At 38.5% G+C, this 26,907-nt stretch carries 24 protein-coding genes and 1 tRNA gene; 10 read left to right on the top strand and 15 right to left on the bottom strand.

Annotated elements, in window-relative coordinates; translation table 11 throughout:
* Positions 1-236: 236 nt before the first annotated feature.
* From SK086_RS05010 to alaS, 10 genes are all read right to left on the bottom strand, one after another.
* Positions 237-2,189 carry a tetratricopeptide repeat-containing sensor histidine kinase gene (locus SK086_RS05010; protein ID WP_324690220.1) on the bottom strand — a complete coding sequence of 651 codons (1,953 nt, stop codon included), beginning with the start codon at positions 2,187-2,189 and terminating at the stop codon, positions 237-239.
* Positions 2,190-2,192: 3 nt separating this feature from the next.
* Positions 2,193-4,085, bottom strand: a complete 1,893-nt coding sequence (locus SK086_RS05005) for a tetratricopeptide repeat-containing sensor histidine kinase (RefSeq protein ID WP_324690219.1) — start codon at positions 4,083-4,085, stop codon at positions 2,193-2,195.
* Positions 4,086-4,134: 49 nt separating this feature from the next.
* Positions 4,135-4,416, bottom strand: coding sequence for a hypothetical protein (locus SK086_RS05000; RefSeq protein ID WP_324690218.1), 282 nt, complete (start codon positions 4,414-4,416; stop codon positions 4,135-4,137).
* A gap of 95 nt (positions 4,417-4,511) precedes the next feature.
* Positions 4,512-5,039 carry a DUF6252 family protein gene (locus SK086_RS04995; protein ID WP_324690217.1) on the bottom strand — a complete coding sequence of 176 codons (528 nt, stop codon included), beginning with the start codon at positions 5,037-5,039 and terminating at the stop codon, positions 4,512-4,514.
* A gap of 91 nt (positions 5,040-5,130) precedes the next feature.
* Positions 5,131-6,558, bottom strand: coding sequence for a hypothetical protein (locus SK086_RS04990; RefSeq protein ID WP_324690216.1), 1,428 nt, complete (start codon positions 6,556-6,558; stop codon positions 5,131-5,133).
* Positions 6,559-6,618: 60 nt separating this feature from the next.
* A complete protein-coding gene (locus SK086_RS04985; RefSeq protein WP_324690215.1) occupies positions 6,619-8,451 on the bottom strand; it encodes an outer membrane protein assembly factor BamB family protein in 1,833 nt (610 codons plus the stop codon).
* 23 nt (positions 8,452-8,474) lie between these two features.
* Positions 8,475-8,846, bottom strand: coding sequence for a hypothetical protein (locus tag SK086_RS04980; protein WP_324690213.1), 372 nt, complete (start codon positions 8,844-8,846; stop codon positions 8,475-8,477).
* Positions 8,847-8,922: 76 nt separating this feature from the next.
* Positions 8,923-9,870: a GSCFA domain-containing protein gene (locus SK086_RS04975; protein ID WP_324690212.1), complete on the bottom strand. Its 948-nt coding sequence runs from the start codon at positions 9,868-9,870 to the stop codon at positions 8,923-8,925.
* Between the two features lie 87 nt (positions 9,871-9,957).
* Entirely contained in the window at positions 9,958-10,734 is a 777-nt protein-coding gene (locus SK086_RS04970) for a hypothetical protein (RefSeq protein WP_324690211.1), read from the bottom strand.
* Between the two features lie 200 nt (positions 10,735-10,934).
* Positions 10,935-13,571 (bottom strand): alanine--tRNA ligase, encoded by a 2,637-nt coding sequence (gene alaS / locus SK086_RS04965; RefSeq protein WP_324690210.1) that lies wholly within the window; start codon positions 13,569-13,571, stop codon positions 10,935-10,937.
* A gap of 295 nt (positions 13,572-13,866) precedes the next feature.
* Between alaS and SK086_RS04960 the strand changes: the two genes are divergently transcribed.
* The 5 genes from SK086_RS04960 (at position 13,867) to SK086_RS04940 (ending at position 17,151) form a co-directional block, all read left to right on the top strand.
* Positions 13,867-14,847, top strand: coding sequence for a M23 family metallopeptidase (locus SK086_RS04960; RefSeq protein WP_324690208.1), 981 nt, complete (start codon positions 13,867-13,869; stop codon positions 14,845-14,847).
* Positions 14,848-14,897: 50 nt separating this feature from the next.
* On the top strand, positions 14,898-15,230 hold the full coding sequence (locus tag SK086_RS04955) for a MerR family transcriptional regulator (protein ID WP_290875676.1): 333 nt from the start codon (positions 14,898-14,900) through the stop codon (positions 15,228-15,230).
* A 62-nt stretch (positions 15,231-15,292) separates the two neighbouring features.
* The gene (locus SK086_RS04950) at positions 15,293-15,880 is read left to right on the top strand and encodes a LemA family protein (RefSeq protein ID WP_324690206.1); all 588 of its coding nucleotides are present in this window, start codon (positions 15,293-15,295) and stop codon (positions 15,878-15,880) included.
* Between the two features lie 9 nt (positions 15,881-15,889).
* On the top strand, positions 15,890-16,327 hold the full coding sequence (locus SK086_RS04945) for a TPM domain-containing protein (RefSeq protein ID WP_324690204.1): 438 nt from the start codon (positions 15,890-15,892) through the stop codon (positions 16,325-16,327).
* Between the two features lie 2 nt (positions 16,328-16,329).
* A complete protein-coding gene (locus tag SK086_RS04940; RefSeq protein WP_324690203.1) occupies positions 16,330-17,151 on the top strand; it encodes a TPM domain-containing protein in 822 nt (273 codons plus the stop codon).
* A 57-nt stretch (positions 17,152-17,208) separates the two neighbouring features.
* Here the strand turns inward: SK086_RS04940 and SK086_RS04935 are convergent, their stop codons facing one another.
* Both SK086_RS04935 and der read right to left on the bottom strand, forming a co-directional pair.
* Positions 17,209-19,980: an outer membrane beta-barrel protein gene (locus tag SK086_RS04935; protein ID WP_324690202.1), complete on the bottom strand. Its 2,772-nt coding sequence runs from the start codon at positions 19,978-19,980 to the stop codon at positions 17,209-17,211.
* A gap of 103 nt (positions 19,981-20,083) precedes the next feature.
* Positions 20,084-21,394, bottom strand: a complete 1,311-nt coding sequence (gene der / locus SK086_RS04930; protein WP_324690200.1) for a ribosome biogenesis GTPase Der — start codon at positions 21,392-21,394, stop codon at positions 20,084-20,086.
* A gap of 96 nt (positions 21,395-21,490) precedes the next feature.
* On the opposite strand from der, the gene SK086_RS04925 reads away from it, so the two are divergent.
* On the top strand, positions 21,491-22,000 hold the full coding sequence (locus SK086_RS04925) for a hypothetical protein (RefSeq protein ID WP_324690198.1): 510 nt from the start codon (positions 21,491-21,493) through the stop codon (positions 21,998-22,000).
* 1 nt (position 22,001) lies between these two features.
* Here the strand turns inward: SK086_RS04925 and era are convergent, their stop codons facing one another.
* Entirely contained in the window at positions 22,002-22,886 is an 885-nt protein-coding gene (era, locus tag SK086_RS04920) for a GTPase Era (protein ID WP_290875690.1), read from the bottom strand.
* Between the two features lie 116 nt (positions 22,887-23,002).
* Here era and SK086_RS04915 point away from each other — a divergent pair.
* Together SK086_RS04915 and SK086_RS04910 are read left to right on the top strand one after the other, a co-directional pair.
* Positions 23,003-23,075, top strand: a tRNA-Met gene (locus SK086_RS04915).
* 59 nt (positions 23,076-23,134) lie between these two features.
* Positions 23,135-23,578, top strand: coding sequence for a DnaJ domain-containing protein (locus SK086_RS04910; protein WP_290875031.1), 444 nt, complete (start codon positions 23,135-23,137; stop codon positions 23,576-23,578).
* Positions 23,579-23,643: 65 nt separating this feature from the next.
* Here SK086_RS04910 and SK086_RS04905 read toward each other — a convergent pair whose 3' ends face one another.
* Positions 23,644-24,498: a leucine-rich repeat domain-containing protein gene (locus SK086_RS04905; RefSeq protein WP_324690195.1), complete on the bottom strand. Its 855-nt coding sequence runs from the start codon at positions 24,496-24,498 to the stop codon at positions 23,644-23,646.
* 181 nt (positions 24,499-24,679) lie between these two features.
* Between SK086_RS04905 and SK086_RS04900 the strand changes: the two genes are divergently transcribed.
* Positions 24,680-25,168: a DUF1761 domain-containing protein gene (locus SK086_RS04900; RefSeq protein ID WP_324690193.1), complete on the top strand. Its 489-nt coding sequence runs from the start codon at positions 24,680-24,682 to the stop codon at positions 25,166-25,168.
* A 52-nt stretch (positions 25,169-25,220) separates the two neighbouring features.
* Positions 25,221-26,369, top strand: coding sequence for a GNAT family N-acetyltransferase (locus SK086_RS04895; protein ID WP_324690192.1), 1,149 nt, complete (start codon positions 25,221-25,223; stop codon positions 26,367-26,369).
* Positions 26,370-26,466: 97 nt separating this feature from the next.
* Here SK086_RS04895 and SK086_RS04890 read toward each other — a convergent pair whose 3' ends face one another.
* Positions 26,467-26,841, bottom strand: coding sequence for a DUF4345 domain-containing protein (locus SK086_RS04890; RefSeq protein ID WP_324690190.1), 375 nt, complete (start codon positions 26,839-26,841; stop codon positions 26,467-26,469).
* Positions 26,842-26,907 lie beyond the last annotated feature (66 nt).

The following is a 26,907-nucleotide window of genomic DNA, read 5'->3' as shown; positions in this document are numbered from 1 at the left end:
CTGCTATTGTATAACAAATTTGACTCTTTTTTTTGAATGTTGGTTCATCCATTCTAAAAAAGTCCTTTTCAAACGTGTAGATTGGCTTGAAAATCCACAGAATGAAAAGGACAACAATAAAAACAACCTATTGTTTTTTATTAATCAATACCACTTGACATTCCAAAGTTGAAAAAAGAAAGGGTAAAAAAAAATACGTCATTTGACGTATTTTCTCAAGTGGCATTACAACATCACTATGTTAACCTAATAGTAATTTTAGTACCTTCATTAGGTTTGGAAACCAAATCAAAATCGCCTCCGATATCCTGAATGCGCTTTTGCATGTTGTGAATTCCGTTGCCCATCACGACCATCTCTCGGTCAAAACCTTTACCGTCATCGGCAATTGTAATTGCTATCCCGTTTTCGTCAGGTTCAATGTTCACCGTAACGTTTTTAGGCTGGGCATATTTGATGCTGTTGTTGATGGCTTCTTGTATGGTTCGGTACAAATTCATCCCTTCTACAGAAGAAAAAGTATTGCTTTTCAGCAGTGGATTGACTGAAAACGTAAAGCAAATATCCTCTTTAGCTTCCTGAGCTTTCTCCATAAAATTGTGGATTCGCGCTTGTAAATCTTCAAAGGTAATCTCGCTTTTTTTCATCGCCCAAATCGTATCGCGCAGTTCAATAATGGTGGATTTGGCAAAATTGCTGATACCGTTTAGTTTACTATCTAGTTTGGCATTTTGTATATCAAAGGCATATTTAATATTGTCTATAGATGAAATAATAAAGGTTAATTGCGAACCTATATTGTCATGCAAATCTCTTGAAATAGCCAAACGCTGCTCTTGTAATTTGTTTTGGGTTTCGATTTTGGCAATGGCCGATTTGAGTTCATACTCTTGCTCCTGCTGTTTGTTTTTAAGTTTTTGCTGGCGGTAAACCAAATAAATGATAATCAATAAGGCTAACGAGATGAGTCCGAGTATTAAAAATTGGGTTTCTTTCCTTTTGATTTCCAACTCACGGGTAGCGATTTCAGCTTTGGATTTCTGTATCAGCCTTTCTTTCTTTTCCGTTTGGTATTTGGTTTCCAACTCGGCGGTTTGCTTCTCCGATTTACTTACCAATAACTGCTCGTTAAGTACTGCTAATTTGTCTATGTAATAATCAACACTGTCGGGTTGGTTCAAGTGAGAACAAACCTTAATTAAGCATTTGTAATTCTTTTGCAGTTTTTCGTTATGCTGCGTTTGTTCGTAAAACTTTCGAGTGCGTAAAAGCACCGCTTTCGCCTCATTAAACTTGTTATTGGCCAAGTAATTAGTCGCCAAGTTTAAATCGAAATTATTCTTATCCAAATCCGAATTCAGCTCTTCTCGAGCCTGTTTTGATTTTTCGTATAACGCCAATGCGTCTTTCGATTTTTTTTGCTCCGACTTAATGGATGCGATATTATTGAATCCGCTGGAAATACCTTTTTTATTGCCTACAGCCGTACAAGCTTTGACACTTTTATCGTAAAACTTTAAAGCATTGATGGTGTCATTCAAATTGAGATAAACATTGCCAAGGTTGAGGCAAGAAACGCATAAATCTTCGGTAAAATTATTTTTCTCCTGATAGGCTACTACTTCTTGGATGTATTGCAGCGCTTTAGGGTAATTTTTGAGTTTAAGATGGATTAAACCGATGTTGCCTTTGATAATGCCGATATTTTTCTCGTCTTTAATGCTTTCAAAATAAGACAACGCTTCAATAAACGACGCCATAGCCGCTTTGTATTGGTTGGTTTTTTCGTAAATGTTGGCCAAATTATTATTGATTTTAGCCAAACCTCTACTGTCTTTTCTGAGTTTTCTGATTTTATAAGCTGAAAGGTAATTCAGTTTTGAGTTCACAAAATCGCCTTTAATGAAATATACCGCACCAATATCGCTGTATACCTGAGCCATCAAAGTAGAATCGTTTAATTTCTTAGATTCCGACAAGGCTTTTCCGCCGTAATGCAAGGCCGAATCGATAGAAACTTTCGAATAATACCAAGTCAAATCGGAATAAATAGAAGCTACTTTTTTAGTTTCCGGATTGGCTTTCAAATCCTTTTTTAAGCCATCGATTATGTCTTGGGCATTTTGAGCAAACCCTTGGAAAGACAAGCCAAACAGCGCTAGGAACCAGATATATAATTTCCATTTCATGGCTTACAAAAGAATGTTGATTTCAGTTCCCGAAGCAGCACTTTGTAGGTTGAAATGACCGTTAATCTCAGTGATGCGTTTTTGCATGTTAAATAAACCGTGTCCTTTCGCTACCGCAGCTACATCAAAACCTTTTCCGTCATCTTTGATTTCGATGGCTATTTGTGTCCCTAACTTTTTTACCTTGATGTCGATGTTCTTGGCTTCGGCATACTTGATACTGTTGTGAATCGCTTCCTGAATAGTGCGGTAGATGTTCATCCCTTCGATGGAACTGAACTTACGGTCTTTCAAATCGCTGTCGACAAAAAAATTGAACTGTATCTCCTGCTTCACCTCTTTGGCCTTGTCTACAAAATTGTGGATTCGGGTTTGCAAATCTTCGAACGAAATTTGGCTTTTATTCATCGCCCAAATCGTGTCGCGCAATTCAATAATGGTGTCTTTGGCAAAGCTGCTGATGTTGGAGAGTTTGGCATCCAATTTTTCATTTTGTATGTCGAAGGCGTACTTGATATTATCGACGGAAGAAATAATAAAAGTCAGCTGAGAGCCTATGTTATCGTGTAAATCTCTTGAAATGGCCAATCGTTGTTCTTGCAATTTGTTTTGGTTTTCGATTTTAACAATGGCGGATTTGAGTTCAAACTCCTGTTCCTGCTGCTTAATTTTTAATTTTTGTTGGCGATAGACCAAATAAATAATACACAGTAAAGCAAAGGAAATCAGCCCTAAAACCAGGAACTGCATGTTCTTGTTCTTGATTTCGATTTCGCGTTCTCTGATTTCAGCCTTGGATTGCAGGAGTTGTTTTTCTTTCTTCTCGTTTTGATATTTAGCCTCTAGCTCAGAAAAGGTTTGGGCGCGATCCACATCAAAAACAGAATCCCTGAGCTTAATATAGCTTTCTTGGTCTTCCACGGCTTTGGCCAAATTGTTACGTTTCTTATTGAACAAAGCGCGTTGCATATAAAAATCGCGCAACTTCTCGGCGTTTCCGCTTTTTTTAGAAAACCAATAGGCTTTTTCAAAGAGTTTTTCAGCTTCGTTAAAATCATCCAACTCATGGGCTATGGTGGCCAAATTGGTATAGTTGGTGGCGCGTTCGTAATAGTAATCCGTGTCTTTATTGCCTTGGCTGAGTTCAAAATTTTTATCATTGATTTTTAGGGCCGAAGTAATCCAGCGTTTGGCTTCTTTGAACTTTTTTTGTTTCAACAAAGTGTTCCCGATATTGTTATACGTTTCTCCCACATTCAGCGTATCTTTTCCTTTGTAGTATTGAAATACTTGTTTGTGATAATACAAAGCGCTGTCGGGCTTGTTCCAATCGTCAAAATTGATGGCTACGGCATTTAAGGCATTGCTGATCATATCCGGACTTTTCTCTTTTTGACTTACCCAGTATTTCAGGGCTTTTTTTCCGTAATAAATGCCTTTAGGATAACTTTCAAAATCGTGATAAGTTAACGAGAGCATAGCGTTGAAAAAAGCAATCCAGTTTTCTTTTTTTTCTTTTTCGGCTATGCGAATGCCTTGTAAACAATAGGCTACTGCCTTATCATACTGTCCTTGCTTGCGATAAACTTTGGCCATATTGTTGTAAACCGTAAGCAACGATGGAATATCATTTCCCGATTGCAAAATTTTCAAAGCGCGATTTCCATAAACTACGGCGCTGTCCAGTTGATTGTAATCGGTGCAACGAGCATTTTTACAAAAGAAATATTGACCTTCATCAGCCTGGGTTTTAATAAGCCGTTTAGCGATTTTAAAATAATAATCTGAAGAATCCTGAGAAGTAAAAGCTTTGCCCAAGGTTGTTCTTAAATCTTGGGCCATAGTCATTACTGACATGAATAAACCGACAAAGAGGAAGTAGTACTGCTTTTTCATTCGGATATAGTATACCATAAATGTAGTGAAAATGTTAAAATTTTCAATATCACTTCTCTTTTTTAGGGGTTGATTCTTCAAATAACTGGTAATTGAGTTCGAAGATATTACGACTCAAAGCGGCATTAACATCTCTCATTTTCACTTTTAAATCGTCCGAAAGTTGGATTTGGAGTGATTGATTTTTGCAATCTTCGTTGAGTTGTATTATCAGTTGCTCCAGCGGTTCCAGTTTAGAAGCAAAAGCGTTGCGTTCGGAAAACATCTTATACTGAAGGTAAACGATGAGTCCGATGAGTACCAAAAAAACAGTTATCAAAAAAAATGTCATATCGATTTGGATGTAGCCCGTAAAATTCCGTTAAAAATGAAGCAAAAAAAATACGGCATACGCCGTATTTTTTAGTGACAAACAGGTTTGATTGTTTAGTTTGACGTGAAATTTACGTTGAACGCACCGTTAGTAACTGCTTTGGTGTCTTCTCCGGCTTGATTTTTCCCGGTAAAATTAAATGTTCCTTTTACGTTAGTTTCAGAAATTTCAGTAATGGTCACTGTACCGGCTACTCCTGAGTTTTCATAAGGCGCTGCCCAAACCAAGGAGTTCATCGGATTGCTGATGTTGCTTTCGATGTAACTGGCTACCGTTGAAATGGCAGCATCCTCACTGATTTCGTAAGAACCAAGTCCGTCGTAACCTGTAATTATAATTTGAATGGCTTTCCCGGAAGCATCACTTCCTTGAACAATAATTGTAGTAAGTCCGCCAATGACTTGTTTGGTAGCAAATGTTCCCATCTCCATAGAGGTGTAATTTGCTCCGCCTACCTTGGCTTTAACAGTTCCCAGAGTTGCATTACTTCCGCCACCACCATTGTCATCGCTACTGCAAGAGGTAGTTAAAGAAATAAGGGCAATGGCAAAAAATAATCCGATTTTTTTAATAGTTTTCATGTTTATATAAGGTTAAAGTTATTAGAGCAAATTTGGTGTAATCCTAAAAAGCAATCAATACGACATTTGCCCTATTTTTCTCATTATTAACCTATTTCCCTTTCATTAACAAGACTTTAGGGAAAGCCACTGCTTTTAAACTGTTGGTTTCATTCTGACTTGAAATAAAATATAGCGTTTCATTGGTCTCATCATAAAAAGGCAAACCATCGAAATCAGGCGAATTGATTTTGCTACCCAAATTAATCGGCTCTGACCAATTCTTCCAAGTATCATCTAAACGATATGTAACATAAATATCATAACTCCCGAAAGCACTGAACCCATTACTGCTAAACAACAAAGTTTTGGTATCCGACAATAACTGACACATGCCTTCATCTGCCGCAGAGTTAATTACTTTGCCCATGTTTTGCAGAAAACCATAACTACCATCTTCCTTTTGTTGGGCGAAATACAAATCGCTTCCGCCTTGGGAAAAATCGGTTTCTATTCCCATAATTAAGACCTTCAAATCGGGCGTTAAATGCGCTTCGGCAGTTTCATCATAATTGTTGTAAGCCGAGACTTTTAGTTGGCCTTGATTAACATAAGTTCCGTTTTGGACCGTAAACAACTCAAAACCCGTTTCTGTGGTTCCGCGTGTATAAGTGGCACCACCTTTTAAAATAAGATTATCGGTTATGCACCACAAATGATTATAATACTGATTGGTATTCAGTGTCGGCTCCGGCTTTTTGTTATCCCATCGACCGGACGCATTTTTTGTAAAGCTGTAGATTTCGGTTTTTGCCTCACCAACTGCTGTAATATAAAGCGTTTTTCCATCGGTTGACACTGCTCCGCTGGAAGGCACTAATCCTTGTAATTCGATGGTTTTCGCATTAGGTAACAATTCGAAAGCGGTTGTTGTATTAACCGTTGGTGCTATAGGCGCATCGCTATCTGAGATCCCAATCGCATCAATTTCTTTTTGTCCGGGAAGCAAGGCAAAATTAAATTCGACCCTAACGGCTACTACACCTGATACTGCTTGTTCCAAAATGGCATATTCCACACCCGGATTAACCACATCGGGTGCTTCCTGAATTTTTCTTCTTTTGCGTTTAAAATAATAGTTTCTGTCAGCAGGTATAGTGGCTTTGAATGTTGGTGTTTTGTAGTCTTTCTTTCGACCCCAAACCGTTTCGTATTTACCGTTTCCTTTGTCTACAGCAATGCGAACAACACAACCCGCATTTAAGTTTTCAAAAACAGCCACTTGCTTTACGGTTTGTGGTTTTTCAAAACTCACTTCTACCCATTCGTAACCGTCCAACGCTTTTTTGGGCATCCAGGCATTCGGACTAGTTCCGCCTTGTGGAAAAGCATCAGGTTTGCCTAAAATTCTTTTTATACTGTTTTGTTTTCCACCCAAATCGGAGGAATATTTTATCAATTTATGAGCCCACTGAACTTGTTGTGCTTGCGTCATTCCAAAGACTAAAAAAAACGCATACAGTAATATTTTTGTTTTCATTTTAACCGAATTAAAAAAGGACTGCAAAAAATTGCAGTCCTTAACCACTTACTCAAAAACTCAATTATTTACTTTTATCTTTTCTACTTTTTTGCCTTTGAAAGCAAAGATGAATTCGCCATCATCTGTAATATCAATACCGGCGCCGTATTGCGGACTTCCGCCTTTTCCTTTAGATTGAACTGACCCTTTGGTTTCACCGTTAGTCATATCAATACCATAGATGATGTTTTTGCTGTTTCTTTGGTCTCTCAGATAATAATTACCTTCTATTTCGTAGAAATAATCCACACCTCTGATTTTTTCGGTGGCGTATACTCGAGAACCATCTTTTTTGTTGTAAGACGCTAATCCCTTTTCAGAAAGCACCACTACTTTATCGCCAAAATCGATTACATCTGTTGCTTTTCCTACTTTAGCATCATTGTGTTTTACATCGAACAATTGGTTCCCGGACGCGATATCGTAACCATAAAACTCATCACCATCACCTACAAAAAGGGTTTTGTCATTTTCGATAATGAAATCGGTGATGCGTTTATCGAATTTTTCAGAACGCCATGACGTTTTACCGGTTTTGTCATCCAAACACAACACAGAGTTCTTTTGGGCTTTGTAATCCCAGTAAATGTATGGTACCCATTGTTTTACCGAACCGCCACCAAAAGCAGAGGCTGCACCGAAACCTGCTGACGTTTCCTCCAAACGGAATTCTTGTACTTGAACTTTACCACCAACTTGCACCAAAACTTTATCGCCTGATTTATAGATGTTCGGCATACAAAAGGCACCGGTAATTTTTTCAGAAGCCCAAAGCAATTTTCCGGATTCTAAGTCGTGTTTTTCTACATATTTGGTTCGGTCGCGAGTTCCTAAAATCACTATGTACACTGCGTTATCGGTAAATAAAGGTTCGGCTATAGTACGGTAAATTTTAGATCTTCTGCCACCGCTGAACAAACCGCCGTTGGCGCCTTGCATATCATTTTCATAAGTCACTTCCCAAAGCTTCTGCCCGTTGTTGATGTTGTATACTTGCAAACCGTCGAGATACATGTACAACTTATCGCCTTTGATCCACAAATCCACTATAGCTCGGCGGGTAACCAACTCTTTTTCGATGGTTCCTATAAAAGTCGCATCCCATAAAATATCCCCATTTACCGCATTAATTTTCACCAATTGGTTTTTAAATCCGGCAAACAAAGCGCCCAAAGCAGTTGGCTTGAAGTTAATCATCACGATTTCATTTCTTCCCGGATCATAGATGTATTTTCCAACACCACCTTTAAAACGGTTGGTTTCCCAAACTTTCTCACCGGTATTGGCTTTAACCAAGATTACCGAAGCTTTTTGCGAAATCAAGAAAGCATCCAATTCACTGATGTATTTTACAGTTTCCAATTCACCTTGATCGGTTCCTTCCTCGGCTTTAGTGCCTTTTGGAATTAAGTTTTGGTATTCTTCAGAATTCCAAAGTTCTTTTCCGGTAGCAATATCAATAACCGCTACTCTGTCGGTTCCTAATTTTCTTTCATCAAAAAGAAACAAATAGCCGCCTTTATCACCTCCGCGTTGAATCACGTATTGGTATTCGCATTTGTTGGTTTTGTTGGTCGTGATTTTTTTGTAGTCACCGCTCCAAACGGTTTTCCCGTTGGCATCTAATACGGTAGCCGAATTGTCATCGGTACCTAATACGTACTGCCCATTGTTAATGGATACAGCCAAACGAGTAGCTTTGTTATCGAACTCAGCTTCCCAAGCGGTAGCAAAACTTCCCGATTTTTTTCCGGCGGATTTGCCTTTTCCTAATAATTTGCCAAATTGGGCATTGGCAGGCAATGAGAACGCCAACAATAGCGTCATCATTAGTAAAGTAACTTTTTTCATGTTTTTTGTTTTTATTGTTAGGGTTAAAAGGTAACGGTATAGCGAATTTTATAACGTTGTTGCTTTTGCAGTTTGAACTTGAATTTGTGCTCAAGAATGTAATTCGACATGAAATTGATGAAGTCAATATTCTTAATGTCGCTGTCTACTTTAAAGAAAGAAGAAACCTTCCCGTTTTGGACTACGCCGATATCGACTACCATAGTACCTTTGACTTCAGCGTATTTTTTGTTTTTCTTTTTTTGGAAGTCATCCGATTGAAATACGTCATCGATTTCTTTGGTTACGGTTTCCGAAACCACTTCTTCGTCGGTTAGCACCGGACGTTGGGCCGAAACTTTTTGACTGGCCAATAGGACAAAAGCCAAGACCAAAAGGGTTTTTATTGTTTTCATGTTTTAGGTTGTTAAATAGCATAACAAACCTATAGCGAAATACTAAGGCAGGAAATACGGCAAATGTCGTATTTTGTTAAAATTGGAAGTGCGGAAACTGCTCTTTTAGACTGATAATCTTCTGGTTAAGGGTTTCCAAAAACTGTTGGTGACTTTTGGTCTTAGGATTAAACGGGCGATGGGCCAAGCCTTTTTGAATGTTGCAAACTTCCTGCATGGTAGCAAAACAATTGTCATTGACATAATGCTCAAAAAAGCGAATCCAAATGTAATCGATAGCGATTTGGCTGGGATGCAACATATCATCGGCGTAGAAGCGATAATCTCTGAGTTCGTCCATCATAATTTCGTAAGCCGGAAAATAGTTGGATGAGGCGTTATCGAGCACGATTGCGTGAACAGCCGTCATCAAATGGGCTTTGCTGCGTTGGTTTTCGGGAAAACCGTCTTTGGTATGGCGTACCGGTGAAATGGTAAAAATGAACTTGACCTCCGGATTAATTTGGCGAATCAAATTCATGATATTTTGAATCGATTGCGCTATGCTTTCAGGTGAAATAATTTCTTTGGCAAACTCGCTTTGCGGCACTTTATGACAATTGGCTACAATGGCATTAGAAGATTTTAATCGATAAATCCAGGAAGTGCCGTAAGTAATTACCACATGTGTAGCTTCGGTGATTTGCCGATGCATGGCATGAAGCGTATCGTTCAATTCTTGTAAAAAAACTGATTTATCCGCCCGACTGCATTCAGAATGTACTTCGTAACTGTGCCACAAATCGTTGTGATAGAAAATATCAGTTTCAGTAAAAAATTTTTGGTTGACCACTCGGTTGACCAATTGCTCTATAGAAATCGGATTGAAGATAATTCCGAATGGATTAATAGTCGTTTGAAATTTAAAGTAGTCGAATTTCTCGCCCATATTTTCGGCAAAACACGACCCTAACAACAACACCTTCGAATGGTAATTGATGGGAAACTCATAGGTTTTAACCGGAACTTTAGTAGTGAAATTCATAGCTTACTATTTGCCTCAAAAATACAAAAAATAAAAACCCTTTCCTTGACAGTGGAAAGGGTTTTCGGAAATAGTGTTTGATTTGAATTATTTGAAATATGTAAATTGATGTTGGTATTGCCCGTCGGCACTGTAAAGCGCTACCGGATAATTGATATTATTGTAATCCGCATCCATGGAAACTTCAATTGGAGATTCACCCGAAACGGTAGTAATTTGTTGTGTTACATTGTGCTGCATCCCGAATAAACCATCGGCAATAAAACTGTACAATTTGATGGTGTTGATTCCGGTTACATTTTGCATCGGATGATTGGCATTGTCATAAGTATAAGCAACACTGAAATTTGTTGTGTTAGATGCAAACTCTTTTTGGATCACTTCCCCATTGTGGAAATAAAATCTTTCTACAATATCTGACGGTGCATTTTGAGTGGCTGTATTACCACTAAATCCGTTTACAGTCACCGAACCATCTACATTGTATGTAAAGACACTTTTAAAGCCATAATTGCTGGTCGGTTGTACTTTTACCGCTTGAATTAATTGGTTGTTACTGTTGTAAGTAAAAGTGGTAGTAGCTATATTTTGGTTGGCTGTGTTGAATCTTTTAACCTCAGCAATCAAATTACCGTTATAAGTGTATAAGTCATATCCTGAACCATCGGCTACCGCTTCGATTTCAAAAGCCACCTTAGTCAATTTAGTTCCTTTGTAAAAGAAAGTATAGCTGGCATTTTGACCCATGTTTACAGAAGTTAATTTTCTAAGTAAGACAGGACTATCAGTATCGCTATCGCTGGAACACGAAACCAAAGAGGTAATGATTAAAACAAGGAATAGGTATTGAAATACTTTTTTCATGACGCATTAGTAGTTTTGGCATATTCAATTGCTGGGGCTTTTTGAATACGAGTCAAAAGTATTCAGGCCAGTAGTAACTCAAAAAAACTTTCGATATACTACCCGAAAATCTGTTAAACAACAATTGAAATGTAGTTTATCGACAAAAAAAAGCCTTTTCCGTTTTGGAAAAGGCTCATTTATAATCTACTATCAATTTGTTATTTCACAAAATCCACAGCTTTGGTTAACGCTTCTTGGATTCCGGCTACATTTTTACCTCCGGCTGTAGCAAAGAACGGTTGTCCGCCGCCACCGCCTTGGATGTATTTACCCAATTCACGAACTACTTGACCGGCGTTTAAGTTTTTCTCGGCTACTAGTTCTTTTGAGATGTAGCAAGTTAACATCGGTTTGTCCTCATCGGCTGTGGCTAACACTAAGAATAAATTAGTGCCTAAATTGCCTAATTCATAAGCCAAATCTTTAGCGCCTTCCGCATTCAAATCGACTTGAGTAGCCAAGAATTTAACGCCGTTGATTTCTTGTAATTGTGACGCCAATTCACCTTTTAGGTTTTTGGCTTTCTCTTTTAACAATTGCTCTATTTGCTTTTTCAATTTGGCGTTTTCGTCTTGTAACGAAACAACCGCTTTGAGCGTATCTTGTGGGTTTTTCAAAGTTTCTTTAATGGAAGCCAAGGCATTTTCTTGTTGGGCAAAGAAATCTTTCACCGCTTCTCCGGTAATCGCTTCAATACGACGAATTCCGGCCGCTACGGCGCCTTCGGACACAATTTTGAAATGCCAGATTTCGGCGGTGTTTTTTACGTGAATACCACCACACAACTCTTTGCTGTCGCCAAATTCGATCATGCGAACCGTATCACCGTATTTCTCGCCAAACAACGCCATAGCACCTTTGGTCAATGCTTCTTGTATTGGAATATTTCGGTATTCCCCTAATTGGAGTTGGGCTTCAATTTGGGCATTCACACTGGCTTCCACCTGACGTAATTCTTCGTCGGTGACTTTACTGAAATGCGAAAAGTCGAAACGCAAATAGTTTGGATTCACCAACGAGCCTTTTTGCTCCACATGCGTTCCCAAAACAGTTCTCAAAGCCAAATGCATCAAATGCGTAGCCGAGTGGTTTTTGGAAGTTGACGTTCTCAAATCGGTGTTGACCTTGGCCATGAAAGTGGCGTTTACATTTTCCGGTAACTGTTTGGCGAAATGCAAAATCAGGTTGTTTTCTTTTTTAGTGTCGATAATGGCAATCGTTTCATTGGCAGAAACCAATGTCCCTTTGTCGCCTACTTGACCACCTCCTTCCGGATAGAATGGTGTGTTATCTAGAACGATTTGGTATAAAACACCGTCTTTTTTAGAATCGACTTTACGGATACGGGTGATTTTGACTTCGTTCTCTGTTTGGTCATACCCCACGAACGTTTCCACATTTCCCGGAATTAACACTTGCCAATCTTCAGTAGAAACCTCAGAAGCAGCGCGAGAACGGTCTTTTTGTTTTTGCAACTCAGCGTCAAATTCCGATTCGTTGAACGAATAACCTTTTTCTTTTAAAATCAGTGCTGTTAAATCTTTCGGGAAACCGAACGTGTCATACAATTCGAATACTTTTTCCCCTTTGATTTCTTTATCCGAAGCTTCGGCAACGACTTTATCCAGCAATTGCAAACCTTGTTCTAAAGTTCTAAGGAATGATGATTCTTCCTCGCGAATAACATTGGTGACTAACTGTTGTTGCGATTTGATTTCCGGGAAAAAATCGCCCATTTGATCTGCTAAGACCGAAACTAATTTATTGATAAACGGTTCTTTCGTATTTAAGAACGTAAAGCCGTAACGAATGGCTCTACGCAAAATTCGGCGAATCACATAACCAGCACCTCCGTTAGACGGCAATTGTCCGTCGGCTATAGCGAAAGCCACGGCACGAACGTGATCAACAATGACGCGAATGGCAATATTCGTTTTATTTTGTTCCTCAGAAATATTTTTGACTTCGTTAGAAGTGTATTTTAATCCTGTAATCTCTTCTACTTTGGCAATTAGTGGCGTGAACACATCGGTATCATAATTCGAGGTTACGTTTTGCATGGCCATACACAAACGCTCGAAGCCCATCCCGGTATCTACGTGTTGGGCAGGCAATTTTTCTAAACTGCCGTCGGCTTTGCGGTTAAATTCCATGAATACGTTGTTCCAAATTTCCACCACTTGCGGATGATCGGCATTCACCAAGCTACGCCCTGACACAGCCGCTCTTTCGGCATCGGTTCGTAAATCGATGTGGATTTCGGAACACGGACCACACGGGCCTTGGTCACCCATTTCCCAGAAATTGTCTTTTTTGTTGCCTAAAATGATACGGTCTTCCGATACGTATTGTTTCCAAATATCAAAAGCTTCTTGATCGAACGGTACATTTTCGGCCGGATTACCTTCAAAAACGGACACGTACAAACGGTCTTTGTCCAATTTCAACACTTCAGTCAGGAATTCCCATGCCCAAGCCAAGGCTTCTTTTTTGAAGTAATCGCCAAAAGACCAGTTGCCCAACATTTCGAACATAGTATGGTGATAGGTATCAAAACCTACATCTTCCAAATCGTTGTGTTTTCCGGAAACGCGGAGACACTTTTGGGTATCGGCTATTCTTGGACTTTTCGGTGTTCCGTTGCCTAAAAAGAATTCTTTGAATTGTGCCATACCCGAGTTGTTGAACATTAGGGTTGGGTCGTCTTTCAAAACGATAGGTGCTGAAGGAACAATTAAGTGTCCTTTGCTTTCGAAGAATTGCAAGTAGGCTTTACGGATGTCTTGTGATTTCATTTTAGATGGCTAGATTGTTAGATCTTTAGATTATCAGATTTTAAAAAAAAACGGCTTACTGTTTAGCCCCGATTGCAGTGAAAATCCTTTTTGTAAAAAAGATTGTAACGGAAAGCGGGAAAATGGTTTAGCAATTGACCCAAACGTTTCGCTCCCAATCCTTCAACTTAGCTCAAGATGACCCTTAATTTGAAAGCTTCAAATTAAAATTTCGGATATGACTGAAACATTTGTTAAATTTGTTCGTATAACCATTGTTTTTTTAAACAAGCACAAAAATAGTATAAAATCAAAGATGGCGAAAAAAGTAAAGTATTATTTCGACCCCGAAAGTTTGGCTTACCGAAAAATCAAGCCGAAACTGTCTAAAAAACTGGGATACATAGGGTTGTTTTTGCTGTCTTCTGCCTTGTTTGGTTTTTTGTGTTTTGTGGTTTTATTGAATTCTTCCTTCTTGGAGACGCCGAAAGATCGTTTGCAAGCGCGTGAGATTGAGACCATGAAATTGCGGTATGCGATTTTGAATAAAAAAATCGATCAAGTAGAAGAAGTTTTGGCGGATGTTGAGGATAGAGATAACAATATTTACAGGGCCTATTTTAACACCTCTCCCATTCCGGCGGAACAACGAAAAGCGGGATTTGGCGGCGTAAATCGATACAAAGAATTAGAAGGTTTTGACAATTCGGAATTGGTGATTAACACCTCGAAACGAGTAGATGTAATTTCCAAAGAGTTGGCCATACAGTCGAAATCGTTGGATGAAATTTTGAAATTGGCCAAAGAGAAAAACAAATTATTAGCGGCCATACCGGCGATACAACCGGTAAAGAATGAACAAATGAAGCGAGTAGCCTCGGGATTTGGATACCGCAGTGACCCGTTTACCAAAGTGCGCAAAATGCACCAAGGCATGGATTTTACGGCTAAAACCGGCACACCGGTGTTTGCTACAGGCGACGGTGTGGTTAAGAATGCCGACAACTCCAAATCGGGTTACGGGAATCACATAGAAATCAGCCACGGTTATGGCTATTTGACCTTGTATGCGCACTTGAGCAAGTATAAAGTAAAACGCGGTCAACGTGTAAAACGCGGCGACATTATAGGCTATGTGGGTAGTACAGGACGAAGCGAAGCACCGCATTTGCATTATGAAGTACACAAAGACGGCAAAGTAGTGAATCCGTTGAATTTTTACTACGGCAATATTTCGGCGGCAGAGTACAATGTGATTTCGAAAATAGCAAACCAGGAGAATCAATCATTGGATTAACGATTTTAGATTGTTGATTTAAGATTTATGAATAAAAAAATATAACGACTATGCATATCGAGTTAAAAGAAGGAAAAAGGTATTACAGCATTGGCGAAGTGGCAAAGGCTTTTAACGTGAATGCGTCATTGATTCGTTTTTGGGACAAAGAATTCGATATCCTAAAGCCGAAAAAGAACGCTAAAGGTAATCGTATGTTTACCCCGGAAGATGTAAAGAATTTGCAACTCATTTACCACTTAGTAAAAGAACGCGGCTTTACGTTAGAAGGTGCCAAAACCCATTTAAAAGAAGGCCAAAAGAAAACCTTAGACAAATTTGAAATCATTAGCAAACTCGAGGCGGTGAAAGCCCAATTATTAAATATCAAGAACCAACTTTAGGCTTGGTTTTTGTAACAAACAACAAAACTTAAAACTAATAACAAACACTTAAATTAAAAAACATGGATTTTAAAAAATTTTTACCTTGGATTATTGGAATCGGATTAGTATTGATTATTGGATTCTGGGTTATGGGAGTTATGAACACCGGATTACAAAAAGATCAAGCCGTTAATAAAGAATGGGGAAATGTTAATACTGCTTACCAAAGAAGAAATGACTTAATTGGCAACTTAGTGAATACCGTAAAAGGAGCTGCCGAGTTTGAAAAAAGTACGTTAACTGCTGTAATCGAGGCCAGAGCTAAAGCTACAGCTGTTACTATTGATCCGACTAATGTTACACCCGAACAATTAGCGGCCTTTAATTCCGCTCAATCCGGAGTTTCTTCTTCGTTATCAAGATTATTGGTTTCAGTAGAACAATATCCTAGCTTGAAAGCCAATGAAAACTTCTTGAAATTACAAGACGAATTAGCCAGCACAGAAAATCAAATTCTTACAGCCAGAACTCGTTTCAATGAAGTGGTACAAGAATACAACAATTATGTTTTGGCTATGCCACAAAGTATTTTCTTAGGCAAGTACAAAGAGAAACCATACTTCAAAGCTGTTGAAGGTGCTGAAAAACCGGTAGAGGTAAAATTCTAATCCCATACGATGTCAAAAGTAGAAGATTTTCTAACTCCTGAAGAAGAACAAGAAATTGTAGCAGCCATTCGCACGGCTGAAAAGAATACTTCGGGAGAAATCAGAGTACATCTTGAAAAACATACTTCCATTGCTGCGTTTGATCGCGCGATGGAAGTTTTTCATTTGCTCAAAATGGACGAAACCGAGTTGAAAAACGGGGTTTTGATTTACCTAGCGGTGAAAGACAAAACCTTTGTGATTTGTGGCGACAAAGGCATTAACGATTTGGTGCCAAATGATTTTTGGGATTGCACCCGTGATGTTATGGCGACCCATTTTAAAGAAGGTCGATTCAAACAAGGTTTGATTGACGGCATTTTGCGCGCCGGGGAACAATTGCAAAAGTACTTTCCGTACCAAGAAGGCGATACCAACGAATTGTCGAACGAAATATCAAAAGGATAAATATGAAAATTCCAAACCTGAACATTCCAAATTCCAAATGGGTTTTGAAATTGGTCTTTATCCTCTCCTTTTGGCTGAGTAGTAATAGTGTTTTTTGTCAATTTACCATTCCCAAAGTGCCGGCTGAACAAACCTCAGTTTACGATTATGCCGATGTTTTAAAGCCCGACGAAGAAGCGCAACTCAAAGAGAAACTGATACGTTATTCAGACAGTACCACTTCACAAATTGTAGTAATTACTATTGAGAGTTTACAAGGGGAAGATATTGGTATCTTAACCCCAAAATGGGGACATGCCTGGGGAATCGGCGGCTCTAAACAAAACGACAATGGTGTTATCATTTTGTTGGCCAAAAAAGAACGCAAAATATGGATTTCGGCCGGTTACGGTTTAGAAGATCGATTGACTGCCGGAATTGGAGGAGAAATTACCCGTAACATTATTATACCGGAATTCAAAGCCGGCAGTTATTATAAAGGCCTTGACAAAGGAACTGACGCTTTGTTTGATGTTTTTAAAGGCAAGTACAAAGGAGAAAGAAAAAAAGCTAAAAAAGAAGGCAATATTCCTATCTTACCCATTATTATCATTGTAATTGTAATCATTTTTATCATTGCTAAAAATAAAGGCAACGGCGGCAATCATGGTAATCGCGGTGGCGGTGGTTTTGACTTAGCCGACATCATCATCTTGAGCAGTTTGGGTCGCGGTGGTGGCGGTGGCTTTGGCGATTCTTCCGGTGGTGGTTTTGGAGGCGGAGGCTTCGGTGGCGGCTTTGGCGGCGGCGGATTCTCGGGCGGTGGTTCGGGCGGAAGCTGGTAGATTTAGTGAGCAGATTTAAGATATAAAAAAACTCGGTCAAATGACCGAGTTTTTTATTTAATCCGTTATAAAGATACCACCTTCTGCTTTTTTCTTGCCGCCAAACTTTTCGAGTTTGCAGGTTAGTGAAAACATCACGTAACGGCGCAATACAGTATTCTCAGAATCGATAATCGCTGTTGGCGTAATGGTTCGGGTGGCGTTTTGGTTTTGGTCTAATAAGTCGTAAACTTTGACTTTGGCCAAAAACTGGTCTTTGAAGAAATTGTACCCTAAACTCACATTCCACAAATAGAAATCCTTTTTGTAACCATCAGCTATGTTGGAATTATAATTGTATCCGAAATCACTACCAATAACAAACTTTTTAGGCACATAAGAAGTAATTTCCAACTTGGCATTATGAACAAAGTTCTGTGCATTATCAATGATATAGTTTTTGTAATTGGTGGTATTAAGAGTGTAGCGATAACTTGGTGCTATAGTAATTAATTCGTCTATACTCCAAGTTAAATTGACCCTCGGATTAATTTGTAAGCCTTTCGACTCAAATTCAACCGCATTGGTCAACCCTTTGTTGGCATCATAATTAAAATTGATTCCGGCACCGTAACGCAAGGTTCTTTTTTCTTTTTTGAACGACTTATTCCAGTTTACGCCGAAATATGAATTGTAAACTACATCAACGTTTTGGTAAGTGGTTGTCGCTTTAAAATTAGTATCGAAAACCGTTGAAGATACTACAGCATCCTGACTCAAATTGAAGCCCGAATAGATGTAATAACCGGAACGACTTTGGTAATCATAATCATTGAAACTAAAGTATAAATTGTGTCTTTGTGTGGGTTTAAGCGCATCATTCCCTACGAATGTACTTAATGGATTAGATAAATTTTCAACCGGTAAAACCTGATTGGCTTGCGGCAATTGTACGCCAAAATCATAGAAGGAATAAATCGATTTAGATTTCCCCATACGGTGACTGATATAGCCTTTAATTCTTGGGAAAACGTAATTTTTGTTACGATTGGTAGTCACGCCTAAATAGTTCGAACGCGCATCAAAGGTCACAAATTCAGGGCCGATATTAATGCGCCCGTTGGTTTTGTTTTTCCCTAAAATCAATCCGGTTGAAGGGAAGAATGTAGTAGCTTTAGATGAAGTTTCATTCGATTGCAAATCGTTGAAATCGTTATAATCAACTCCATCAAAATCAAAAGTAGTCAAGCTATTTTTGATGTTGCGATACGTTACTTCTGAAGTCAAGCTCAACCGAAGTGAATCGGCTATAGGCTCGCCAAATCGGACTTCGAGTTTCACAAAATCGTTATTGGTTTTATCCCACTGATTTTGATTCCTAATATCATCGGGCGTAGTATCGGTAAAGAGTGTGGCCGAATTGGTATTCAAGAAATTGTCTCTGCGTTGGAATTCCGATTCAAAATTAATCGACATACCTCGGTTTTTCTTCAAAAATTGTTTGCTGTAACTGGCTTCTGTTCCAAAGGTGGTAAAGTCATTTTCGCTGTAATCGTCATTGGTGCTCGAATTCAGTTCGTCTGATGCTTCATTAACGGTGACTTGATTTCTAGACGACTTGTTGTAATTTTTAGTTTTTTGAAAGTTAGGATTGATATAAATAGTATTCAAAGAATCTATCGCAATTTCAAAATCCATGTCTAAAGTATGTCCGTTACTACCGCTTCTACTCAAGCCATTAGAATTGGTAAAGGTTTTGCCTTCCGGAAGCAGGTTGATTCTGTCTGTTCTTGAAGTATTTTCGGTTTCGGCATTAGAGAAATAATAGCTACCGCTTTGGTCAATTTTTTTCATCCATTTGTCTTGGTAATTCACCCCAACCAAATTCGATCGTGTAATTCCGCGACTGCCACCAAATGACATATTGTTAATCCCGAAACTGCCATCATCATTGTAAAAGACAGAAGAGTTTCGGCCGCCACCCATATTGTCAAACACTTCGTCCATGGAAAAACCGATGGAGTTGATGTTGTTGGAAGAAGCCAAGACACTGACTTTCCTTTCTCCTTTAAAATAGTTGAGTAGCAAACTCGATTCGTATCTTTTGTCCGAACCCGTTCCGGCTACCACTTTTCCGAAAAAGCCTTTATTTTTTTCTTCTTGTATCGTAAGATTGATGGTTTTTTCTTGTGATCCGGAAGCTTCTCCTGAGATTTCTTCGGCTTTGGTTTTGGTGTCTACTACTTGCACCTTGTCAATAAGTTCTGCCGGCAAGTTTTGGGTAGCGATTTTACCGTCTTTGCCAAAGAACGGTTTGCCGTTGACCAAAATATTATTCACTTCCTGGCCGTTAACGGTGATTTTACCTTCAGGAGTAATTTCTACTCCCGGCAATTGCTTGAGTAAGGCTTCTACGTTGGCATCGGCGCCGACTTTAAACGAAGCGGCATTGAACTCCAAGGTATCTTTTTTGATGCGGATAGGCGGAATTTCGGCTTTCACCACTACTTCATCTAATTGATTCGTAGCTTCTTTGAGTTCGATAGCACCAAAATCTTTGTCGTTTACCAAAGAAGTCATTTCTTCCTTAAAATCTTGGTAACTGATGTAGGATACTTTTAACGCAACCGGCTTGTCTATCTTTTTGATTTTAAAAGAAAACGTACCCATTTTGTTGGTAATCGTATAGTCGATAATAGTAGAATCTTTTACTGAGGTGAGATACACGGTAGCCGATTCGATGGGCAACTTGGTGGTTTGATCAATTACTTTTCCCTTTAAGGATAGCGTTTGACCGAAAGCAACAGTAGAGAAAAGAACTAGTAAGGCTAGGTAAAGCGATTTTGGCATAAAAAAAATTTAGCAGTTATTATTGGTTAAGGAAAGCATAATAACGGCTAAATTCTTATTTTAGTATGGAATGTAAAAATTTCTTACGAAAATTTAACATTTTCTACTTTTCACGGATGTAGATGTCAATCGGCACCCCTGAGAAATCCCAGTTTTCGCGGATTTTATTTTCCAAGAAACGCTTGTACGGTTCTTTTACGTATTGCGGTAAATTGGCAAAAAACACAAACTGTGGTGTTGGTGTTGGCAACTGCATACAATACTTGATTTTTACGTATTTCCCTTTCAACGCCGGCGGTGGATAGGCTTCGATTAATTTCAACATATAGTCGTTGAACTTAGAGGTTGGGATGCGTTGCTTTCTGTTTTCGTATACTTTTACAGTACCTTCCAAAGCTTTCAGCAAACGTTGTTTGGTTAGTGCTGATGTAAAAATAATCGGCACGTCGGTAAACGGTTGCAATTCTTCGCGGATTTTGTTTTCATAATCGCGGGTTGACATGGTATCTTTTTCCACCAAATCCCATTTGTTCACCAAGATAATAACCCCTTTTCGGTTTTTTTCGGCCAACCAGAAAATACTTTGGTCTTGACCTTCAAAACCACGGGTAGCATCGATTAGTAAAATACAAACATCCGAGTGTTCAATAGCACGCACTGAACGCATTACCGAATAGAATTCTAAATCTTCTTTTACTTTTGCTTTTCTGCGGATTCCGGCGGTATCTACCAAATTAAATTCGAATCCAAAACGATTGTATCTGGTATCGATAGAATCTCTTGTGGTTCCGGCGATATCGGTTACTACGAATCGATCTTCACCTATTAAGGCATTGATGAAAGACGATTTTCCGGCGTTCGGACGACCTACTACACAAAAACGCGGTAAGGCTTCTTCTTCTTCGGTTACTTCCGGTAATTCCGGTAATACTTCGACTAACTTATCTAGCAATTCTCCCGTTCCACTACCGCTGATACTGGCAATCGTATAATATTCACCTAAGCCTAAATTATAGAATTCCACGGCGTCTTTTTCGCGCATGGCATTGTCTACTTTGTTAACAGCTAATAAAATCGGTTTGGTTACTTTTCGGAGCAATTTGGCTACTTCTGCGTCCATCGGCGTGATGCCTTCTTCAACATCGACTACAAAAATAATCGCATCGGCTTCATCAATGGCCAATTCCACCTGACGACGGATTTCACCTTCAAAAATATCATCTGAACCTTTGATATAACCACCGGTATCAATCACCGAAAATTCTTTGCCGTTCCATTCGCTTTTGCCGTAATTTCTGTCGCGCGTCACACCGCTAACCGAATCTACAATGGCTTCTCTTCTTTTGATTAAACGGTTAAAAAAAGTGGATTTCCCTACGTTAGGTCTTCCAACTATGGCTACAATATTGTTCATAATCATTTTAAATATGGTGCAAAGGTAGTATTAAAGAGCACAAATTCAATTATTTTATTATTTTTAGTATTGCTTTAACCACCAAATAAACCTTTTATGGACACGCAACAAGAAGTTAGACTTCGCCCTCGGTTTTTTAAAGACATCGACCAAAATATTGAAATCGTCAGGGAAAAGTTTGTAAACTACCGACAAAAAAACCAGTCGACAGACTTTTTGATGAAAGTGAGAAACAATCACATACAGTTTACTTTTTCTGCAGAAAAGAGACAGTATTGGTCACCTCATTTGAGTATTGAATTGGAAGAAAAAGAAGGAAACGAAAAAAATGCAACTCACATTCGCGGCTTGTTTGGCCCCGATCAAACGTTGTGGACGATGTTTGTGTTTTTACATTTTGTAGTGGCCGGTATTTTTATTTTATTCGGCATGTTTGCCTTATCTAACTATTCGCTGAACGAACCGGTAACTATGGATTTAGTAGTGATGTTTATTATGGTAATTGTTTGGTTTTTATTGTATGTCGTAGCCCGTCAAATACGAGAAAGAGGGCATTCCCAAACCGATGAATTGGAAGCCATCTTTTTAGACGTTATTAAAGACTGAATTATTTTTGGTTGTAGCCAAAACGACGCAATTGGTAAGCATTACTTCTCCAATCTTTATTGACTTTCACGTACAATTCGATATGGATTTGCTTGCCGAAAAACTGCTCTAAATCTTCACGAGCCTGCATGCCGACTTTCTTCAAAGCGCTGCCTTTGTGACCGATGATAATTCCTTTTTGCGTATCACGTTCTACCATGATGACGGAACGGATTCGGATGATTTTGTCGTCTTCCAAAAACTCTTCGGTTTCGATTTCAACGGCATAAGGAATTTCTTTGTCGTAGTTCAATAAGATTTTCTCGCGGATGGTTTCATTGACAAAGAAACGCTCCGGTTTGTCGGTTAATGCATCTTTAGGGTAATAAGGCGGTGATTCGGGTAATAATTGTAAAATGCGGTCAAAAACTTCTTTAACGTTGAAATTTTCCAACGCGGAAATCGGGAAAATTTCGGCATTCGGCACTTTGGTTTTCCACAAATCGATTTGCTCTTCTAGTTGTTCTTGGTTGGATTTATCGATTTTGTTGAGTAACAATAAAACCGGAATTTTGGAATGGATGATTTTATTGAAGAAGTCTTCGTCTTTGAGTTCCTTCTCGCCTATTTCCACCATATAAATCAAAACATCGGCATCTTCAAAAGCCGACTTCACAAAGTCCATCATGGATTTTTGCATTTCGTAAGCCGGTTTGATAATTCCGGGCGTATCCGAAAGCACTACTTGGAAATCCTCTCCATTTACGATTCCTAAAATTCTGTGACGCGTGGTTTGCGCTTTAGAGGTAATAATAGATAATCTTTCGCCCACAAAGGCATTCATTAGCGTTGATTTTCCAACGTTTGGGTTACCGATAATGTTAACGAAGCCTGCTTTGTGAGTCATGTAATCTGATTTATTTTTTGCAAAGGTAGTCATATCAGCCCAATAGAAGAAAAAAAGATTTTTTCTGTTTTTTGTTGCATTTGTTGATATTCGTTGTATATTTGCACTCGAAACATCGCGGGATAGAGCAGTAGGCAGCTCGTCGGGCTCATAACCCGAAGGTCACAGGTTCGAGTCCTGTTCCCGCTACTAACGAAAGCCATTCTGAAAAGAGTGGCTTTTTTTATAGCAAAAGGCAACCTATGAATATGAAAAAAATTGTCGAGTACAGAACTTTGCTCGGCGTTACCAAGACCGCAACCTTAAAAGAGTTGAAAACCATCTACCGCAACAGCATGAAAGAGTGTCATCCGGATGCTATAGCAGATGAGCACGAAAGACATTTGGCAGAAGAGAAAAGCAAAGAGATTATTGCTGCTTACCACTTTTTAGTGAGCATTGCTCCTGAAACGATGGAGAAAGACAAAGCTGAATACGACCGAATCACATCAACTACTAATATTGCCGATTTTTATTATGAGAATAGCGTGCTGTACATCACTTTGTTGGACGGCAGTTCATTTGAATATTTCGGAGTTTTGAGACCGGCTTATATTAAAATGATTAATGCAGAGTCGCCGAGTCGTTTTGCCAGAAGACATATTTACAACAACTATTTGTACAGAAGTACAGCTAAGTTAGTTGCTGAGTAACATTAAAAAAGGCCTCAAATTACTTTGAGACCTCCTTTACTATTTAAACCAATCCAATTTTTTTCTTATTCATCTGCGGCAAAAGCTGAATTCTTATCGATATTCACTTTTAGCGTTGTAGCAACTCCTTGCTCATTAACCATCGTCATGTTTAGTGTATCCAATTTGGCTAAGTTTTTAGTCACAAAACCATTGAACATGTTGTAAGAGATATTCATTTCTTTCAAGTTTTTCAATTTCTCTAAATCGAAAGGCACTTGTCCATCCATTTTATTTTCAAACAAACTTAAGGTTTCCAAAGAACTCAAGTTAGATACTTCTTTCTCTAATTTACCGGTTAACTTGTTACTGTTCAACAATAAAACTTTTAATGATTTCAATTGGTAGTAAGAAGTTGGAATAGTACCTTCAATCTCATTGTTGAATAACGATAATGTTTCCAAATTGGCCAAACTTCCAATAGCTGTTGGCAAAACACCGGTTAAACGATTCATGTGTAACTCAATCGATTTTAACTGAGAAGCACTTCCTAATGTTTCCGGTAATGAACCTGAAATTTTATTAAAAGCCACGTTCAACTTAGTCAAACTTTTAAGATTTCCTAAAGTTGCAGGCAAAGTTCCTGAAATATCATTTCTGAATAAATTCAACACTTCTAATGCCGTTAAATCCCCAATCTCAGCAGGCAATTCACCTACTAAATTGTTATTGATTAATTTGATAGCCGTAACTTTATCGTTTTTAACTTCTACTCCGTACCAAGTGGACACCGGTGATTTTAAATCCCATTTGTTGGTCCATTGAGCACCTTTAGTGTTTTTGTACAATTTTATTAATGCATTTTTTTCAGTAGAAGACACTTCAGCAAATACTGAGGCCGATAAAAAGAATACTGCTAAGCAAGTAAAAATAGATTTCATATCATATATATTTGGGGTTAATGACGGTGTAAACTTATAACTGTATTCGTCAAAAAACAAAAAAAATCGATGAAATGCACATTTTGTGAAATTAATTAAGTATTTATCTTACATTAAATAAAATTATAGGTTAAAAATTAATTTAGCTATCTTTGGTATACTAATCAATAAAACTATTATTATGCCATTTAATTTTTACGCTGTTTTAGCATCAACGTTAGTAACTTTACTCGTTGGATTTGTATGGTACAATCCGAAAGTTTTCGGAACCATATGGATGAAAGAAACCGGAATGACCGAAGAAAAAGCAAGACAATCCAGTATGCTTAAAGTTTTCGGGTTGACTATTTTATTCTCTTTTATGTTGGCTTTTTTAATGCCTGTTTTGGTAATTCACCAATTTGGTGCATTGGGAATGATTGGCGGCCCTGAATTTATTGAAACCGCTAAACCTTCTTACGCAGCCTTTATGGCCGATTACGGAACAGCTTTCAGAACTTTTAAGCATGGGGCTTTGCACGGCTTTATGACCGGATTGTTTTTTGCACTTCCTATGACGGCCATCAACAGTTTGTTTGAACAAAAATCATGGAAATACATCTTAATTACCTCAGGATATTGGATTGTTTCCTTTACTTTTATGGGTGCCATTTTGTGCGGGTGGCAATAATTAACATTTTATTATAACCCAATCGCTCTACATTTGTGGGGCGATTTTTTTTATGGCAAACAGCTTTTCATTTCAAATTTACGCAGCTACGGCAGACCTCCCAAAGTCATGGGACCAAGTTGCCGTAGATAATATTTTCCTGCAAACCCATTACTTACAAGTACTGGAAAACTCGGCTCCCACCAATATGCAGTGTTTTTACATTGGTATTTTTGAGGGTTCAGATTTGATTGGCGTTGCTTTATCTCAATACCTCGATTTGAATAGATTAGAGTCGTTTGGAGAGCGTGATCAATGCATGAAAACTTATGTCCGCAATTTCATTTTTAAAAACTTCGCCTCTCATGTTCTCTTTTTAGGCAACAATATGATTACAGGTCAGAACGGTTATGCCTTTTCCAAAACAGTTGATTTTAAATGTATAAGCGATTTACTTTTAGATTGTGCACAATCCATTACTACCTATTTCAAGGGAAAAGGCATAAAAATTCACATTGTTTCATTTAAAGATTTCTATCAGCATTGCTCGGACGAACTTAAAAATTATGGTTTTAAAGCGGTATACGAATTCAAAACCCAACCGAATATGATTTTTGAACTGCAGGAAAGTTGGCAAAACCATGAAGCGTATATCGGTGCGTTTACCAAAAAATACCGCGACCAATACAAAAGAGCCCATAAAAAGGGAGACAGAATTGCAATTCGGGAATTGTCACTTGAGGAAATCACAACCTACGAAGAAAGAATTTACGAACTCTACCATCACGTGGCTAAGAATGCGCCTTTCAATACGTTTTTCCTGGCAAAAAACCATTTTTCCGTGTTTAAAAAACATTGTGGTGACCGATTCCGTTTGACAGGCTATTTTTTGGAAGAAAAATTAATTGGGTTTCATTCTCTGTTACTTAACGGCAATGTTTTAGAAACTTATTTTCTGGGTTACGACGAGCAAATCCAGAAAGAAAAAATGTTGTACCTGAATATGTTGTACAATATGACGCAATTTGGCATAGAAAACCGTTTTAAAAAAATCATTTTCGGCAGAACTGCCTTAGAAATAAAAAGTTCTGTTGGCGCGGAACCGGTAATGATGTCCGGCTTTATTTACCATACCAGCGCTTGGGTTAACCGACTATTGCCGAGAGTATTTCCAAAATTAGAACCTACTTTGACTTGGCAACAGCGACATCCGTTTAAGTAATTCAAAACTTTGTAAACTTCGCTATCACTAGCAAAACGGTTTAACTTTTTTACAAAAAACACTACTTAAGTTGATTTGGTCTTTGATAAGCAATAAATCAGTTGGCTTTTTTGAGTTGCGAATAAGCGTAAATGGCCAAGGTTAACTCGCCAACAGTGCCCAAAAGCAATACTACTGATGGCATCCCGTCGGTTACAAAACTGATCAAACGACCTAAACCCAATCCGAGCATAAAAAGCATATTCGATATCGTGGCGGCCTTCCAGTATGAAGTTTGCTTGAGTCCGATAAACCAAAAAGCAGCAAAGCACAAATACAAGCCCATGATGGCTTTGTAAATATTGGATTCGTCTGTGGTTTGGATAGACAACTTAAAAAGGATATCGAGCTTAAAACCATAGACCAAAGCAGCTACTGCAACTATAGGTATGGAAATGTAAAGGTGTAAATTGTGGCGCCAACTGGTTTTCATGCTATAAAAATACGAAAAGTTCAACTACTACTGTCCTAGCCCGGATTGCAGTGGAAAGCTTTTTGC

This window comes from Flavobacterium cheonhonense (assembly GCF_035671315.1).
Taxonomy (GTDB): Bacteria; Bacteroidota; Bacteroidia; order Flavobacteriales; family Flavobacteriaceae; genus Flavobacterium; species Flavobacterium cheonhonense.
The sequence above is the reverse complement of the archived record's forward strand: the minus strand, read 5'-3'. Positions and strand labels throughout refer to the sequence as shown.

Bases quoted from the DNA above. Each gene is read 5' to 3' on its own strand.
- SK086_RS05010 (WP_324690220.1), bottom strand. From the start codon at position 2,189: ATGAAATGGAAATTATATATCTGGTTCCTAGCGCTGTTTGGCTTGTCT.
- SK086_RS05005 (WP_324690219.1), bottom strand. From the start codon at position 4,085: ATGAAAAAGCAGTACTACTTCCTCTTTGTCGGTTTATTCATGTCAGTA.
- SK086_RS05000 (WP_324690218.1), bottom strand. From the start codon at position 4,416: ATGACATTTTTTTTGATAACTGTTTTTTTGGTACTCATCGGACTCATC.
- SK086_RS04995 (WP_324690217.1), bottom strand. From the start codon at position 5,039: ATGAAAACTATTAAAAAAATCGGATTATTTTTTGCCATTGCCCTTATT.
- SK086_RS04990 (WP_324690216.1), bottom strand. From the start codon at position 6,558: ATGAAAACAAAAATATTACTGTATGCGTTTTTTTTAGTCTTTGGAATG.
- SK086_RS04985 (WP_324690215.1), bottom strand. From the start codon at position 8,451: ATGAAAAAAGTTACTTTACTAATGATGACGCTATTGTTGGCGTTCTCA.
- SK086_RS04980 (WP_324690213.1), bottom strand. From the start codon at position 8,846: ATGAAAACAATAAAAACCCTTTTGGTCTTGGCTTTTGTCCTATTGGCC.
- SK086_RS04975 (WP_324690212.1), bottom strand. From the start codon at position 9,870: ATGAATTTCACTACTAAAGTTCCGGTTAAAACCTATGAGTTTCCCATC.
- SK086_RS04970 (WP_324690211.1), bottom strand. From the start codon at position 10,734: ATGAAAAAAGTATTTCAATACCTATTCCTTGTTTTAATCATTACCTCT.
- alaS (WP_324690210.1), bottom strand. From the start codon at position 13,571: ATGAAATCACAAGACATCCGTAAAGCCTACTTGCAATTCTTCGAAAGC.
- SK086_RS04960 (WP_324690208.1), top strand. From the start codon at position 13,867: ATGGCGAAAAAAGTAAAGTATTATTTCGACCCCGAAAGTTTGGCTTAC.
- SK086_RS04955 (WP_290875676.1), top strand. From the start codon at position 14,898: ATGCATATCGAGTTAAAAGAAGGAAAAAGGTATTACAGCATTGGCGAA.
- SK086_RS04950 (WP_324690206.1), top strand. From the start codon at position 15,293: ATGGATTTTAAAAAATTTTTACCTTGGATTATTGGAATCGGATTAGTA.
- SK086_RS04945 (WP_324690204.1), top strand. From the start codon at position 15,890: ATGTCAAAAGTAGAAGATTTTCTAACTCCTGAAGAAGAACAAGAAATT.
- SK086_RS04940 (WP_324690203.1), top strand. From the start codon at position 16,330: ATGAAAATTCCAAACCTGAACATTCCAAATTCCAAATGGGTTTTGAAA.
- SK086_RS04935 (WP_324690202.1), bottom strand. From the start codon at position 19,980: ATGCCAAAATCGCTTTACCTAGCCTTACTAGTTCTTTTCTCTACTGTT.
- der (WP_324690200.1), bottom strand. From the start codon at position 21,394: ATGAACAATATTGTAGCCATAGTTGGAAGACCTAACGTAGGGAAATCC.
- SK086_RS04925 (WP_324690198.1), top strand. From the start codon at position 21,491: ATGGACACGCAACAAGAAGTTAGACTTCGCCCTCGGTTTTTTAAAGAC.
- era (WP_290875690.1), bottom strand. From the start codon at position 22,886: ATGACTCACAAAGCAGGCTTCGTTAACATTATCGGTAACCCAAACGTT.
- SK086_RS04910 (WP_290875031.1), top strand. From the start codon at position 23,135: ATGAAAAAAATTGTCGAGTACAGAACTTTGCTCGGCGTTACCAAGACC.
- SK086_RS04905 (WP_324690195.1), bottom strand. From the start codon at position 24,498: ATGAAATCTATTTTTACTTGCTTAGCAGTATTCTTTTTATCGGCCTCA.
- SK086_RS04900 (WP_324690193.1), top strand. From the start codon at position 24,680: ATGCCATTTAATTTTTACGCTGTTTTAGCATCAACGTTAGTAACTTTA.
- SK086_RS04895 (WP_324690192.1), top strand. From the start codon at position 25,221: ATGGCAAACAGCTTTTCATTTCAAATTTACGCAGCTACGGCAGACCTC.
- SK086_RS04890 (WP_324690190.1), bottom strand. From the start codon at position 26,841: ATGAAAACCAGTTGGCGCCACAATTTACACCTTTACATTTCCATACCT.